At 54.6% G+C, this 13453-nt stretch carries 16 protein-coding genes; 7 read left to right on the forward strand and 9 right to left on the reverse strand.

The window, feature by feature from the left end; all coding sequences use genetic code 11:
- Positions 1-5: 5 nt before the first annotated feature.
- Both AC3WJN_RS21770 and AC3WJN_RS21775 read left to right on the forward strand, forming a co-directional pair.
- On the forward strand, positions 6-1127 hold the full coding sequence (locus AC3WJN_RS21770) for a YqhG family protein (RefSeq protein WP_005827208.1): 1122 nt from the start codon (positions 6-8) through the stop codon (positions 1125-1127).
- A gap of 104 nt (positions 1128-1231) precedes the next feature.
- Positions 1232-2080 carry a hypothetical protein gene (locus AC3WJN_RS21775; protein ID WP_433947660.1) on the forward strand — a complete coding sequence of 283 codons (849 nt, stop codon included), beginning with the start codon at positions 1232-1234 and terminating at the stop codon, positions 2078-2080.
- Between the two features lie 113 nt (positions 2081-2193).
- On the opposite strand, the gene AC3WJN_RS21780 is transcribed toward AC3WJN_RS21775, so the two are convergent.
- The 5 genes from AC3WJN_RS21780 to AC3WJN_RS21800 form a co-directional block, all read right to left on the reverse strand.
- The gene (locus AC3WJN_RS21780) at positions 2194-2448 is read right to left on the reverse strand and encodes a YkuS family protein (protein WP_007785290.1); all 255 of its coding nucleotides are present in this window, start codon (positions 2446-2448) and stop codon (positions 2194-2196) included.
- A 36-nt stretch (positions 2449-2484) separates the two neighbouring features.
- On the reverse strand, positions 2485-2646 hold the full coding sequence (locus tag AC3WJN_RS21785) for a YqzE family protein (RefSeq protein WP_005827201.1): 162 nt from the start codon (positions 2644-2646) through the stop codon (positions 2485-2487).
- Between the two features lie 67 nt (positions 2647-2713).
- Positions 2714-3235 carry a shikimate kinase gene (locus AC3WJN_RS21790; protein WP_005827198.1) on the reverse strand — a complete coding sequence of 174 codons (522 nt, stop codon included), beginning with the start codon at positions 3233-3235 and terminating at the stop codon, positions 2714-2716.
- Complete coding sequence (locus AC3WJN_RS21795; protein ID WP_007785287.1) at positions 3232-5100, reverse strand: stalk domain-containing protein; 1869 nt, start codon at positions 5098-5100, stop codon at positions 3232-3234. Before AC3WJN_RS21795 ends, AC3WJN_RS21790 begins: the two co-directional genes overlap by 4 nt.
- A gap of 201 nt (positions 5101-5301) precedes the next feature.
- Positions 5302-6270: a helix-turn-helix transcriptional regulator gene (locus AC3WJN_RS21800; protein ID WP_007785285.1), complete on the reverse strand. Its 969-nt coding sequence runs from the start codon at positions 6268-6270 to the stop codon at positions 5302-5304.
- A gap of 144 nt (positions 6271-6414) precedes the next feature.
- Here AC3WJN_RS21800 and modA point away from each other — a divergent pair, with 144 nt between their 5' ends.
- From modA to AC3WJN_RS21815, 3 genes are all read left to right on the forward strand, one after another.
- Complete coding sequence (modA, locus tag AC3WJN_RS21805) at positions 6415-7230, forward strand: molybdate ABC transporter substrate-binding protein (protein ID WP_007785283.1); 816 nt, start codon at positions 6415-6417, stop codon at positions 7228-7230.
- A gap of 101 nt (positions 7231-7331) precedes the next feature.
- Positions 7332-8015: a molybdate ABC transporter permease subunit gene (gene modB / locus AC3WJN_RS21810; protein WP_007785281.1), complete on the forward strand. Its 684-nt coding sequence runs from the start codon at positions 7332-7334 to the stop codon at positions 8013-8015.
- Between the two features lie 18 nt (positions 8016-8033).
- Positions 8034-8696 carry a sulfate/molybdate ABC transporter ATP-binding protein gene (locus tag AC3WJN_RS21815; protein WP_007785279.1) on the forward strand — a complete coding sequence of 221 codons (663 nt, stop codon included), beginning with the start codon at positions 8034-8036 and terminating at the stop codon, positions 8694-8696.
- A 63-nt stretch (positions 8697-8759) separates the two neighbouring features.
- Here AC3WJN_RS21815 and AC3WJN_RS21820 read toward each other — a convergent pair whose 3' ends face one another.
- The gene (locus AC3WJN_RS21820) at positions 8760-9524 is read right to left on the reverse strand and encodes a 5-oxoprolinase subunit PxpA (RefSeq protein ID WP_007785277.1); all 765 of its coding nucleotides are present in this window, start codon (positions 9522-9524) and stop codon (positions 8760-8762) included.
- 159 nt (positions 9525-9683) lie between these two features.
- Positions 9684-10028 carry a YlbG family protein gene (locus tag AC3WJN_RS21825; RefSeq protein WP_007785275.1) on the reverse strand — a complete coding sequence of 115 codons (345 nt, stop codon included), beginning with the start codon at positions 10026-10028 and terminating at the stop codon, positions 9684-9686.
- Positions 10029-10103: 75 nt separating this feature from the next.
- Between AC3WJN_RS21825 and AC3WJN_RS21830 the strand changes: the two genes are divergently transcribed.
- Positions 10104-10439, forward strand: a complete 336-nt coding sequence (locus AC3WJN_RS21830) for a hypothetical protein (RefSeq protein ID WP_007785273.1) — start codon at positions 10104-10106, stop codon at positions 10437-10439.
- 7 nt (positions 10440-10446) lie between these two features.
- Here AC3WJN_RS21830 and AC3WJN_RS21835 read toward each other — a convergent pair whose 3' ends face one another.
- Both AC3WJN_RS21835 and AC3WJN_RS21840 read right to left on the reverse strand, forming a co-directional pair.
- The gene (locus AC3WJN_RS21835; RefSeq protein WP_007785272.1) at positions 10447-10902 is read right to left on the reverse strand and encodes a YlbF/YmcA family competence regulator; all 456 of its coding nucleotides are present in this window, start codon (positions 10900-10902) and stop codon (positions 10447-10449) included.
- A 72-nt stretch (positions 10903-10974) separates the two neighbouring features.
- On the reverse strand, positions 10975-12897 hold the full coding sequence (locus AC3WJN_RS21840; RefSeq protein ID WP_217364871.1) for a hypothetical protein: 1923 nt from the start codon (positions 12895-12897) through the stop codon (positions 10975-10977).
- 40 nt (positions 12898-12937) lie between these two features.
- On the opposite strand from AC3WJN_RS21840, the gene AC3WJN_RS21845 reads away from it, so the two are divergent.
- The gene (locus tag AC3WJN_RS21845) at positions 12938-13378 is read left to right on the forward strand and encodes a protease complex subunit PrcB family protein (protein ID WP_035317423.1); all 441 of its coding nucleotides are present in this window, start codon (positions 12938-12940) and stop codon (positions 13376-13378) included.
- Positions 13379-13453: the final 75 nt, after the last annotated feature.

Raw genomic sequence — 13453 nt, forward strand, 5'->3', positions numbered from 1 at the left:
TCCTGATGCAAGCCAACCAGGTCAGGCAATTTGTAGAGCGCTACCTCGCGACTTTTTCCGCGCACATCGTCGAAGCCCACCCGGATTACTTGACGGTCAAGCTTCCGGTCGAGGTCGACAAGGATATCGGCAACCGCCCGTTTTACTGGAGCTGGGTCGACAAAATGAACCTGGCCTACCAGCCGCTCGTGCTCACCTTTGCGTTTCACCCGGACCGGATGCCGGACGGGCTGCGGGCCGAGCATCTGCATCTGGGCGCTGCGCGCATGCAGCAAATTTTTGCCTCGGCGAAAAAGCACGGGCGCTTTTTATGCATGTACGAGCAAAATACCGCTTCCTTGCCAAGCACCGGCAAGCGTCGCTCCACGCCGCTCGTTCCCTGGCTCGGGCTCAACCTGAAAGTATCGCTCATCTGCGACAAACGGCGCGACATCATGCTCTATCTCGGGATCAACCTGCATCAGCCGCGCCTCGTGCACGACTTTTCCTCGTTTTTGTTTCAGTTGACGCTTGCGCCCGCGATCCCGGACTATTTTTACACGCTCGACCGGAAGCTGTCTGTGGAAGACGCGCTGGAGCTGGCCCGGCAGGAGGTCGATGCGGTCATCGCGCAGGAAGACCAGGAGTGGGCCGTAGAGGCGCGGGCGCGACTGACGGAGGAGCTGGACATCCTCGCCGCCTACTACCAAGAGCTGGCCCGACGAGAGCCGCCTGCCGAACAGAGCGAGACAGAAGCAGCCGAGGCGGAAGCGGTAGAGTCCCCGGAGCAAAAAGCCTCGATCCCGCTGCCTGCGCGCGACGCCGTCCCCGCCAGGGAGGCTGTTGTCGAAGCTGCGCAGACGCTTGACGAATACCGCTCTTCCGGTGGGCGAATCCTCGACTTTCTACGTGCCAATGGCGTCCAGGTGACGCCGCGCGAGGAAATCAACCAGGAGGAATGGAAAAAAAGCACGCCGGAAGAAGAAAAACAGCGGCGGATGGACGAGCTGCGCTGGCAGTACGAGCCGCGCATCGAGGTTCATTTTATTAACGGCGGACTGTTTTACTTGCACTCTGCTCCGCCTGTCATTAAAGCGCATCCGGCAAAAACGGTGCGCCATCTCCCCGCATCCGGGCGAATCATGTAAAAGATCAGCGAGAAGAAGTGCTGCGGAACTGACAAGTTGCAACAAATCTTTTTGTCATAGCTGGTTACAATAGGAATAAGCTTAGCCTGTACAAAAGGTGGTGCATGTTTGTGACCAGACGATTCCTCCCCCTTCTCGGGGTGCTCTTGTCTTTTGCGTTGCTCGCCTGGCCTGTCCACGCAGAGGAGAGCTGGGACAAAGAGTTTCACGCCCAAATCCAGACGTGGATGAACGAACTCGCCAACCGCGATCCGCAATTCAAGGAGTGGCAAAAAGCCGATACAGAAGTGCAGACGCTCGGCCCGAATCAACATCAGTGGCTGGTCAGCATCAAAAAAGCAGACAGACAGGTAGGGTACCTGGTCGTGGGAGAGGCCGTCGAAGCGCCTGCCCAGGAAAAATTCGTGCTGTTGGAATACGGGGTCGGGGAATACATTTTGTTCGACGATGCCTTTGCCCCGCGGGAAATTGCCGCAGAGCCTGTCTACGACGGATTCGCTTCCCACTGGCTGATCGCCCGCCAGTCGTCGCCGCAACTGGTGAACGCCAAAACAGGCGAAGCGTACCCCGCTTCCTTCGCCGCAAACGAGCCAGTCTTTCGCAGCCTGGCTGCGCAAAATCTGGTACAGACCGGGCAGCGGCTAACAGAGACGCGCATCCTGCAAGGGGCGCAAAAAGATCCGTTCGACCAGATCGGCTGGGTCAGCCAGTTGTACGGGGACAGCGCAATTTCATGGCCGCAGTTGTGGCAGCAGCAAAGCGATGCACCCGTGACGCTGACCGTTCCGCTGTACCACTCTCAGGTGCTCGCCCCGTTCGTCGTCGGCTCGCTTCATTTGTGGAACGATCAAAACGCTTACGTGGGAGTATGGGATGAAGGGCTGCGCTTTGTCCCCTACGCTTACGCTGACAAGGTCGGAAAATTTTACGTAGCGGGACAGCCGCAGAGCTGATCCGTCGCTTTTGGCAAAAAAACAAGCTCCCTGCCAGTCGCTGGCGGAGAGCTTGTTTTTTGATTGGGCTGCGCGCTTGTTCTAGCGAAGGCGCAGCCTTTGGCTATTTTCGATCAATGATGATCGGTTGGGGAAAGGCGTTCGTGTACGGCATGAAAAACTTCATCGGCCGTCATTCCCTCTGCATTGATTACCGACGCACCTGTAATCGTCTTGTTCTGATCGCCCAAGACGTTTATATCCTGACCCGTAATCACGATCGCGTCGACCACCTGTTGCCAGTTTCCCAAATCGACGACATCATAGCCGTTATCGCACAGCATTTTGCGAATCTGGGAAAGGGACTTTTCTACCGCTACTCTCGCCATACGCACCGCACCCTCCGTCCGCTTACCAAGGTAGGATTATTTGCGCCACAACAGCCGGATCGACATAGGGATCGCCCCGAACCAGCGTGCCGACCAAGGCTCACGCGGAGCCTTTCGCTGACGCCGTTCATCTTTTGGCGTATCCATGTACTGGACAAACAATTTCGTCAGGTACTTCAAATACTCTTGAAAGGACATCGCACGTGACCTCCTTCGTACTCGCAGATACACGCCGTCTTTTTTCCGGCAATAGCGCTGTCCTTTTTTATTGTTTCCCGTCTTTTGCGCTTTCAACCACCTGCGCCTTAATTTCGTCCACGATCGCCTCCAGGCTTTTTCCGGTCGTATCCACCTGGATCGGGGCAAAATCGTACGCCCCCGCGCGTTCCGCCATCAATGTTTTCACACGTTCTGCCACCCCGCCGGAAAGCAGCGGGCGCGAAGTATCGTTTTCCAGCCGCCTGATTAATTCTTCTTCGCTGGCATAAAGCGCGATCACGGTTCCTTTTGCCAGCATGACCTCGACATTTTGCTTGCGCAGGACAGCCCCTCCGCCTGTCGTCAAAACTTGCGGACCATCGTCCAGAAGCTGTGACAGCAGGCGGGACTCCGCATCGCGAAAATACGTCTCCCCGTGCCGGGCGAACAGCTCCGGGATGGAGCAGCCTTCCTTTTCGATGATCGCGGCATCCAGGTCATGGTGCGCGATTCCCAAAGAATCGGCCAGCGCGACGCCGACCGTCGTCTTTCCGGTTCCCATAAAGCCGACCAGAATCAAGTTTTTCATTTTGTTTCCGCCACCTTTCCACTCGCTTTTCGCGTTTGAATTTTTACGGTTTTCTCGGCTGGATTGTAGTCCGTATCCCATTCGAATACGTCAGCGAAAAACGACAGCGGCACCATCGTGCGCTCCTTGATTTCCGTCAGCGGATGACCGAGGTCGAGCTTTTGCCCATCGCGGATGGCGAAGCGTTCCCGCTCCTTGACGAACACTTCTCGGCCATTGCCTCTTACGCGAATCATCTGCTTTTCCTGATCCCAGCTTATGGCAAGCCCCATTTTTTCCCCCAGCTCGCGCAGCGGCAAATACACCGTGCCGCCTGTCGCCCTGGCCGGAATGGACGGATAAAAGCTCATGTTGTTGATGATCGTCGTGATGTACGGCTCCAGTTGCACAGCGCCCAGGCCTTCGCGATTCGGCTTTTTCGTCGCGTACACGAAGTATTTCGCTTCGCCTTGCAGCGTTTGCCCCAGCGCCTGGTCGAGATGCTCGGCCCCGATCATGCTGCCGTGGTAGTTTTGCTGCACGCGGTGCAGAAAACGTTTGTACGCGTCATCGCCAATCTGCTTGCGCAAATGGTCAAACAGCAGCGCCCCTTTCGAATACCACGTCCAATGGAACTCTTCTTCGGTCGCGAACTTTTGCAACGGCTTGTCCAGGCTGCCGTTGGGGTAGCGCTCCTGCAAGCGGCGGGCGTCGCGATTGTACTCATCGAGCAGCGTGGAGGCCGACTGCGCTCCGTACCGGTTTTGCAAGTAATGGTACACGCTCAGCTCCACAAGCCCTTCGTCCAGCCAGCCGTGAGACGCTTCCAGCGTCGCCACGCTGTTGTACCACCACAAATGGGCGATTTCATGCGGCAGCCAGTGGTCGATCAGATTGCGCTGGTACATGTCGCGCTTGAAAATGGCGAGATTGGCGTACTCCATCGCATACGTCGTGCCCGTGCTCGTCTCGGCAATCGCGACGTGCGGATACGGAAGCGGTCCGTACCAGTCGTTGTACGTAGGAAACACCGACTCCGCAATCGTCTTGATACGCTGGATGTTGCCTTTGTCCACGGACGCAATATCGACAGACAGGTTCGGCCCCATCTGGATCGTCTCCACATGATACAGCGGGCTGCCGACCAAGGCGAAATTGAGCAGCTTTTTGCCCTCGTAGCGGATTAGCTGCTTGCTGCCCTCGACTGCCTTTGTACTGCCCCGGCCCCACGAGCTGACCCAGTTGTAGCCTTTCGGGGAGACGAAGGAGACGTCGTAGTCGGCGTAATGGTAGACGAACGGATCGCCAAAATCTACCCGTTGCGGCGGATCGTACCATTTTCCTTGCTGGTTTTGCGCGCCCAGCATCGGATACCACGTCGTCAGCGTCCAGATGTCGTCCTTGACGCCAAAGCGCGTCCCTCTGCGCGGCACCGGATTTTCAAACTCGATCGCGAGCGTCCCGCGCATTTCCGCTCCCAGCGGGTTTGCCAGCTTGACCGTGGACAGGCCGCGTTCAAAGGCAAGCGGCTTGTCTTTGTAGCGGATCGACTTGACCGTCATTTTGTTCCACAAATAATCGTAGACGTACAGACGCAGGTCTGCCGTCTGCGGATTGTCAAATTCGACCGTCATTTTTCCGGTAATTTTCGCTTCCGACGTATGCAACTCGGCTTGAATGTTATACACGGGATGCAAGTCTTTCACAAGGGAAGGCAACGGCGGATCGTAGGAAAACGGATCGACCCCCGGCTGCTCTGCCACGGTCGCCTGGCTCGTTTGAAAAAAGCCCGAGATCTGCGGCCAGTAGCTGATGATCCCGATGGAGCCAAACATGACGAGAATGGTGATGCATACTAATAAGCTTGTTTTTTGCAAAGTCTTCATGACAGCCCCCAAAAATCGCTCGGCTGCAAGCGTGCGTTTTTTATCGTAATGGATAGGATAGACCGCTTGCGGGTCGACAAAACAGTCGTACCGTTTTGTTCCATTGTAGCAAATAAAGGGCAGGGTGAGTAGAAATTCAGGAGATTCTGTCGAGAAAAAGCCGTCCGCCCTCGCAACAGCAAGGGTGAACGGCTCCGTGTGCTACCACGTCTCGTACATGATTTTTCCCGTTTGGGACAGGTCGTAGCCGCCAACTGCCTCAAGCTCCTTGGAAAAGGCAGCGGAGTGGAGAATATCCATGACCGTTTTCAGCAGCGCCCCGTTTTCCTCCGTTTTGAGAATGACGAGATCGTATCGTTCCTTGATCAGCGGAACAAACTCAACGCCGACCATGCGAGCCGCTTTTTCAATGCCCACTCCCACATCCGCTTCCTTGCGTGCGACCACTCCCGCTACAGCCAGATGGCTGTTCTCCTCCCGCTCGTAGCCATTCACGTCCCGCCCTGTGATGGACGCCAGCCGAAACTGCTCCTCGATCAGCGTGCGTGCCCCCGATCCTTTTTCCCGGTTGACCATCCGCACCCCGGACTTGGTCAGATCGGTCCAGGACAAAAGCTGTTTCGGATTGCCAGGCTGCACATAAAAGCCGGCCCAACGAGCCAACATGTTAACGACGACAAAGCGATGGCCGGATAAAAGACGGCGGACGTAAGGAACGTTGTAATCCATCGTCTCGCCATCAAACAAATGGGTGCTGACGATATCGGCTTTGCCTGTATACATGGCGACCAGACTGTTCAGCGAGCCTTGGTAGGAGCGCAGCGGACGAAGCGCTGCATCGCTTTTTTCCAGATGGCTGGAAAGCAAGTCGAGGCTGACATCCTGACCGCTGATGATGACATTGCGTCCGGTTGTCGGCTGGGCTTGTCCCGGCGCCTGCTGCGCTTGCCCCGGCACAGGTAACGTGTACGCCACCGGCTGCGCAGCCGCACGGTATCCCCCTTTGGCGCGCGTTTTGTACGCCTCCAGGTCGCTTTCGTCCACGCGCATCTGTCTCCCGACCCGATAAGCCGGCAGTTCTCCTTTTTTAATCAGATCGTAAACGGTCAGTTTGGAGATGCGCAAAAGCTTGGCAATTTCTTCTGTTGTGTACGACTTTTCATGGCTCATGTCATGCCTCCGCTCGGTTCTTTCCTTTCATTTTCTTTCAATTCTCGTAAAATCGCAATTGATTATTCACATATAGGAACTATAATCTATTTATATCCAGTTATAATTAAATATAACGAAACATCACATTGGAGGTTAGTTTTGATGAAAAAGCAATGGCTCGCTTTATGCGCAGCATTTACCCTGATGCTCGGCGCGTGTTCGACTTCCCAAACAGCTCCGCAGGCAAATGAGCCTGCCAAAACAGAGAACAGCCAACAACAACAGGCTCCACAGGCAGAGCTGATGATTTCCGCAGCGGCAAGCTTGACAGATGCCCTGAACGAACTGAAAACGGGCTTTGAAGCAGAAAATCCGGGAACAACCCTTACTTTCAACTTCGGCAGCTCTGGCAAACTGGCGACACAAATTGCCCAAGGCGCTCCTTCCGACGTCTTCCTGTCCGCCAGCAAAAAAGACATGGACGGACTGGACGAAAAACAACTGATTGTCAAAGACACGCGCCAAGACTTTACGAAAAACTCGCTCGTCCTGATCGCGGGAAAAGACAGCTCGATCGCGATTACTTCTTTTGAAGAACTGAACAATCCAGACATCAAGCACATCGCTGTCGGTGAGCCTGAGTCGGTTCCAGCGGGACGTTACGCCAAAGAAACGCTGGACACGCTGAAAATGTGGGAGTCGTTGAACGGCCGCATGGTATTCGGCAGTGACGTTCGTCAGGTACTGACCTTCGTGGAATCGAAAAATGCGGAAGTCGGAATCGTCTATTCCAGCGACGCCGCGATCTCCAAAGACGTGAAGGTACTCGCTACAGCGAAGCCGGAATGGCACAAGCCAATCGTCTATCCAGGTGCGGTCATCAGCGCTTCCAAACATACAGATGCAGCAAAAGCTTTCCTCGCCTACTTGACAAGTGACAAAGGAAAAGCGATCTTACAGAAGTACGGATTCCAATAAGCAGCAAAAGTTTATGACCGTTTGTGATTCACACAAGCGGTCACATTCTATTTCATGAAAAACGTCGAGACGTTCTCGCAGAAAAAAGGTGGGTTAGCGATATGGAAACGAATCTGACACCTTTGATGCTGTCGTTAAAAGTGGCTGCGCTATCCACCTCCTTTGTTTTTGTGCTTGGCATGCTTGGCGCGCGCTGGATGACGCAAAAAGAGTTTTGGGGCAAAAACGTGCTGGAGTCTTTTTTCCTGCTCCCGCTCGTCTTGCCCCCTACTGTTGTCGGCTTCGGTCTGCTGTTGCTGTTCGGAAAAAACGGATTTTTGGGCCAACTGCTTGAGCAATGGTTCGGTATCCAGGTCGTCTTTACGCTGTCGGGAGCGGTGATCGCCTCGATCGTCGTCTCGTTTCCGCTGATGTACCAGAGCGCCGCCGCAGCTTTTACCGGAGTCGACCAACGCCTGGAAAATGCCGCACGCACGATGGGCGCATCCGAGTGGCGCGTTTTTTGGACCGTCGCTTTCCCGCTGGCTTGGCCAGGGCTTTTGGCAGGACTTGTGCTGTCGTTTGCCCGCGGCTTGGGGGAATTTGGGGCCACGCTGATGCTCGCAGGCTACATCCCGGGAAAAACGGACACGATTCCGGTCGCCATCTATTTTGCCGTGGAAGCCGGACAAATGGAAAAAGCGCTGTTTTGGGTCGTCATCATCGTATCGCTCGGCATGGGCACCACTCTATGGCTCAACTGGTGGAGCCGACGCAACGTGCGCAGGTACGCCAATCAAAAGTAAGGCAGGAGGGAGAGCATCATGCTGGAAGTAGACATTCAGAAGCGCTTGCCAGATTTTGTGTTGGATGTCTCCTTTTCAACCGAACAGGAGATTGTCGTCCTCTTCGGCCCATCCGGTTCGGGCAAGACGACTATTTTGAACAGCATAGCCGGGCTTGTCCATCCCGATGGAGGGCACATTTCCTTGAACGGCCGCACGTTTTACAGCGCGGGGCAAAAACCGCTCGCCGTGCAGAAGCGCAACGTTGGCTACTTGTTTCAGGATTACGCCTTGTTCCCGCACATGACCGTTTCCCAAAACATTCGCTACGGTCTGCGAAAAGGGCACGAACTGCATCTGGAACCGCTTTTGACGACAGTCGGAATCGATCATCTTCTGGACAAGTACCCGCACCAGCTTTCGGGTGGGCAAAAGCAGCGTGTCGCGCTTGTGCGGGCACTCGCTACGGAGCCGGACATCTTGCTGCTGGATGAACCGCTTTCCGCGCTGGATACAGCCACGCGCAAGCAATGTCAGGACGAATTGCTCCGGCTTCACGAAATGTGGGGCATTCCGTTTCTGCTCGTCACCCACGACCGGGACGAAGCGGAAAAGCTCGGAGATACGATCCTTTTGATGGAAAACGGGAGAATCGTGGAAGCAAGCGCGCAAAAAAGCCATACAGCAACGTCGTCTTCCTGAATCGCAGGAGTTGGCGTTGCTGTATGGCTTTCTTTTATTACGGGATGGCTGCCAGTATGACTTTTACCGGGCAGTGATCGGCTCGATTTTCACATCGTTCTGCTTTGCCCATTTATGCACTTCCACCAAAAATTGCAGCACGTCGTGACTCTCATGATGGACGCAAAGCGTATCGGCTGCAAGCTCGATGACCTCGCCATTGACCGTCGTTACTTTTTGCTTGAGCACGAGCTGGCGCGTCTGCTCCATCCGCTCTTCCTTGCTGATGAGCACGCTGCCTTCCAACTCGCGCGGAGCCAGACGGCCATTCGGCATGTACGCCCGTTCCGCGAAAACTTCCTCGGCTACTTGCAGTCCATGCTCCAGCCCTGCTTCCACCAGCTTGCTGCCGGACAACGCGTACAGGATCAGCTCCTCGTCGATGTCGGCAATCGCCTGGACGACCGCCTCGGCAAGCTCGGGACGCTCTGCTGCTTCGTTGTAAAGCGCTCCGTGCAGCTTGACATGGTGCAGTTCTCCCCCCAAAGCGCGTGTCATGCCGGACAAAGCCGCTACCTGGTACAAAACAAGCTCATATACTTCGTTCACAGACAGGTTCATGGAGCGTCGTCCAAAGCCTTGTATGTCCGGGTATCCAGGGTGCGCTCCGATTTTTACATCGTGCTTGATCGCTGCCTCGATCGTTCTGCATATGAGATGCGGATCACCTGCGTGCAAACCGCAAGCAATGTTGACGGAGGTGATCCATTTCATAATTCCCAAATCCTCTGATTGTCGTCCTCGGCTGAAGCATTCGGCCATGTCGCAGTTAATGTCTAGATGAATCATGTATGTACGCCCCCACCTTTCCTCTCATGATCTATGTACGCGTATTGAAAGCGCATTCATCAGCGTTACTCCTGGAGTCTGCCTATTTATCTAGCATACCATGTACACTGCCTTGGCAAAAGGAAAAAAGCTGCCGAAAACTGGCAGCTTGTGAACAACTTATGTCGAACCGACCGTCGCTGGACTTCCCTCTTCTGCCGTCATTGTCTCGGCCAGCGCCATCACCTGGTTTTTTTCCTGTTTGTAATCGTATTCCTTCGCTTTGTCCGGCCTTGCATTGTTGTACTCCACCGGAATCTCGTGACGATGGGACCGCTCGATTTTGGTCACGAAATGCAGTTTCTCCATGATGCGGATCGTTTCGTCCAGCAGATTCGCATCTACGTACATGGAGACGTAGTTCAGCCGTTTGGAGATGTAATGAATGGTGCCAAATTTGCGTAAATTTTTGGCCGCTCGTGTGTTTTTTACCCACACGGCAACACCAAGACGTCGTTCTCTCATGTAACCGTTGGTCTCCTTTCCCTTCATGGTATAATCACCTGTAAACGCCCGATACAGAAAGGATTTGTGGTCATTATGCTGACTAGCTTTTATCGAAGCTTCGAGGAAGCGCTTCACCAGGAAGGCATCGTGACAAAAAGCGGCTGGCGCACGCATGCGGGCCAACGCTTCTTTTATGTAAGCAGCACACTCCCCGCTTCTCGCCTGACTGAACGGCTGATGGAAACGGGGGAGCGACTGACCACCCATACCAAATTAAAGCCCGAGTGCATTTATGTGCGCTCAGGCGACGACCAGCACGTCTACCGTTTTCGCTTTCTGGTGCCCAGCGAAAAGCAGTTTTGCTGCGGCAACCTGTGCGAGGACTGTTTTCTGTTGCGTGAAAAGTCCTCGCCACAGGCCGAAGCGTGACTGCCTGTCAGGAAAGCTTTTTCGTGCTGCAACCGCAGCTTCCCCCGGTCCCGCAGCCACTGCCCTGCGCTTCCAGAAACGGATTGTTGCTCGGCACCTTGATGGTGTCAGATACCGAGTGGGCAATCGTTCTGCTCACCTGATACAACAACTCATCCAGCGCGTCCTCAGCCCGCTTGAAAGCCTGCACGGAATCGCGAAGCTCAATCGTCCGCTTCAGCTCGCGCACTTCTTTTGATATATGGTTGTAATCGGGATGGTACTTCCCGAACCGTTGTACATCTTCATACTGCTCCTTCTTCTTTTCAAACAACTCCAGAAGGCGCTGTACTTCTTCGTCTGCCTCCATCCAACGCTTGGCCTCCAAATATTGCACGACCTCGCGCGATTGATTGATCATGGTGGACAGTTCATGCGACTCCATAATCAACTGGGCCATATCCACAGTCTCTACTGCTTCCATAGGGCGAGACCTCCTTTCACACTAAAGGCGTAAAGCTTTTAGTCCCTTCTGATTGTACCACGATCTACACCCTTAGTACAGATAATCAGGCACGACAATGCGCACTCGGCCCAGATCATCAAGCCTGTAGGAGCGCTTGCCGTGCGGACCGCTGATGGAGACGACCCAATAGCCCATGTCCAGTTTGACTTCCACAGGCAGTCCATGCAGCCGCTCCTGATCAGTCAACTGGATTTCTACTTCCAGTTGCAGCTCGGCCGCCCGCTTGAGCAAATCCCGCAGCGATTGCGGATGATACGACTGGAAATGCTGCGTCCACATTTTCGGCAATGTCGCCAGCTGCGGCATGGCTTCATCTTGGGCAGGAAACGTATTTTCGATCGCGTATCCATCCCAGGGCCGTTCGATCAGAAGCAGCCCCCTCGCAGCCACATCCGGTGACGTGTCTTCTTCCCCATCGGCAGCGTCTGTTTGCATGACGACATGCGGCTCGTAGCCATAATGCTTGAGCAGGTCGATCAGCTGCCTTTTTTGCGAGAGCGGGATGAAAAATTCCGCCGGAGACAAAACGTGCTGCAAAAACGGCTGAAAGTCAGGAATTTGCCGCCATTCCTCCACAAATCCGCCATGTGCGGTACGGACGCGGTAAAACGGCTCCAGCTGGATTTGCGTAGCCGCCTTCGCCCAATGCCCGATCACTTCGACCAGGCTATCCGGCAATGGATGGGCACAACCGCTCCGCAGCTTTTCAATCACCTGCTCCTTAGTTCCCCCCGAAGCAAGATACGACTGGAGCTTTCCCGCTTGCAATTCGCCCCTGATCAACTGGCCTTCAAACGTCAGCTGACAAAATGCGCTGATCTCCCACACGTCACGTAGCGGCACGAGCGGCGGAATCGTCAGTGCTCCGGTCGGATCGACAAACCAGCCTTCTTCGGCCGTCAAATGCGGCAAACTGTTCCACCGCCAGAAAAGGCGCTCCTCGTCATCGGCTCCGAGCTGAATCCAGCCCATGCCGAGCAAAATGTGCAGCCATTGCTCCACAATCGCTTTTTCGGCCTCCTCTGGCAAGACAAAACCCGCTGTCTCTAGCATGCGCAATTGCGCGTCGACACAACACCACTGATCAAGCGGAACATGCCTCATCATCTGGGCAAAAGCATCCCACCAATCGCCATGCGGCAGCAGCTGATCCGCAACCAGCTGATACAGCTGTTCAAATCGCTCGGGAGAAGAATGGTTGAGCCACTGGCGGATTTGGTATGCGTCTGGGACAAGCTGTTTCTCTTTGCGCATCACTAGCCCCAGCCGGAAAGCCAGATCGAGGACAATCGTGAGCGCCAGGCCATCTCTCTGCTCTTTGTCCAGCGGAGCGAGGGCGATGCCTTGTACGTGCTCGTCCGCAATGGACAGGAGCGGAAGCATTTTTTGCATTGCCCTGCGGTGAATGCTCCCTTTTTGCGTCACAGGCACTTGCTGATCGCGGACGAACAGCAGAAGCCCAAAAAGATCCAGATGTATCCCTCTGCCGGCTGATATATAATAAGGGAGCGTTTTTGACAAAGAAACATAGGCCGAAGTCAATTGTGGCAACAACTGCATGGTCAGCTGCTCACGAATTTCTTGCGGCATCACATAACCGATCTCACTCCACATTTTGCGTACAGTCAAAATCAGTCCCAGTCGTCGAAGCCTCGTCAGACCGATGGACAAGTGTCTGTGCTCTTTTGCCGTTTCCCGTTCCCAGGCCCGTTTGCTGAAAAAGCCGCGTGGCGCTTTGGTAAGAAACAGCTTGATGACGGTTCTTTCCAGTTCATCAGCCTCTTGCCAGACACGGCTGATAAACGCGCTATCCAACAGTCTGGACGACAAGTCCTGCTGTTCCTGGTCAAGGCGAAAACGCCTCGTCTGTTCGTTTAGAATCGCTTGTCTCGTTGCTTCGGACAGGTATTCCAGCGAATCGTTCACACGCACTCCTGTCACCTCAGTTTTCATGATCTCATCACGATTACTTTTACCAATTGGAAGGAGAATGATGATGAATATATTCCCTAGTTTGTTGCTCGCAGCTTCGCTTTGTGTCACAGGTGCCCAATCGGTTTCCCTATCCCATCCTACCGCATCTGCGCCCGCAGTAAAAGAGGTTGCGCCTTTCGCAGCCGAGTATGAAGCTGTAGCCGCTCCGTACCCGCCTGCTGTAACGGAAGCATTGAAAACCGTGCGAAAAAATGGCGGTCATACGGTCGTGCGCGCGAACGGCAAGGCGTATGTCGTCATCAGCGCAGGACAACGGCCAACGGGAGGGTACCGACTTGTAGCGGATCAGGTCAAGCGGACAGGCCCGCACGGCTTCACCGTCCACGTTCGCGTTCAGCCGCCAGCACCTGGTGCTCTGAAAACGCAAGCGATCTCGTATCCGACGCTCGTCATTGCCTTGCCTGACCAACAGGCGCAAGTCAAAGTGCAAATGCGCTAATAAGAAAAACAGTCAGGGAAAAACGCCCTGACTGTCCTTTTTTGCGCTAGAGGATATCCGAAAGTTTGTATTCAT

This window comes from Brevibacillus sp. FW306-2-1A-C05A (assembly GCF_058781555.1).

Excerpts from the sequence above, each read along its gene's own strand:
- AC3WJN_RS21770 (WP_005827208.1), top strand. The coding sequence starts at position 6 with ATGCAAGCCAACCAGGTCAGGCAATTTGTAGAGCGCTACCTCGCGACT.
- AC3WJN_RS21775 (WP_433947660.1), top strand. The coding sequence starts at position 1,232 with ATGTTTGTGACCAGACGATTCCTCCCCCTTCTCGGGGTGCTCTTGTCT.
- AC3WJN_RS21780 (WP_007785290.1), bottom strand. The coding sequence starts at position 2,448 with ATGGCGAGAGTAGCGGTAGAAAAGTCCCTTTCCCAGATTCGCAAAATG.
- AC3WJN_RS21785 (WP_005827201.1), bottom strand. The coding sequence starts at position 2,646 with ATGTCCTTTCAAGAGTATTTGAAGTACCTGACGAAATTGTTTGTCCAG.
- AC3WJN_RS21790 (WP_005827198.1), bottom strand. The coding sequence starts at position 3,235 with ATGAAAAACTTGATTCTGGTCGGCTTTATGGGAACCGGAAAGACGACG.
- AC3WJN_RS21795 (WP_007785287.1), bottom strand. The coding sequence starts at position 5,100 with ATGAAGACTTTGCAAAAAACAAGCTTATTAGTATGCATCACCATTCTC.
- AC3WJN_RS21800 (WP_007785285.1), bottom strand. The coding sequence starts at position 6,270 with ATGAGCCATGAAAAGTCGTACACAACAGAAGAAATTGCCAAGCTTTTG.
- modA (WP_007785283.1), top strand. The coding sequence starts at position 6,415 with ATGAAAAAGCAATGGCTCGCTTTATGCGCAGCATTTACCCTGATGCTC.
- modB (WP_007785281.1), top strand. The coding sequence starts at position 7,332 with ATGGAAACGAATCTGACACCTTTGATGCTGTCGTTAAAAGTGGCTGCG.
- AC3WJN_RS21815 (WP_007785279.1), top strand. The coding sequence starts at position 8,034 with ATGCTGGAAGTAGACATTCAGAAGCGCTTGCCAGATTTTGTGTTGGAT.
- AC3WJN_RS21820 (WP_007785277.1), bottom strand. The coding sequence starts at position 9,524 with ATGATTCATCTAGACATTAACTGCGACATGGCCGAATGCTTCAGCCGA.
- AC3WJN_RS21825 (WP_007785275.1), bottom strand. The coding sequence starts at position 10,028 with ATGAGAGAACGACGTCTTGGTGTTGCCGTGTGGGTAAAAAACACACGA.
- AC3WJN_RS21830 (WP_007785273.1), top strand. The coding sequence starts at position 10,104 with ATGCTGACTAGCTTTTATCGAAGCTTCGAGGAAGCGCTTCACCAGGAA.
- AC3WJN_RS21835 (WP_007785272.1), bottom strand. The coding sequence starts at position 10,902 with ATGGAAGCAGTAGAGACTGTGGATATGGCCCAGTTGATTATGGAGTCG.
- AC3WJN_RS21840 (WP_217364871.1), bottom strand. The coding sequence starts at position 12,897 with ATGAAAACTGAGGTGACAGGAGTGCGTGTGAACGATTCGCTGGAATAC.
- AC3WJN_RS21845 (WP_035317423.1), top strand. The coding sequence starts at position 12,938 with ATGATGAATATATTCCCTAGTTTGTTGCTCGCAGCTTCGCTTTGTGTC.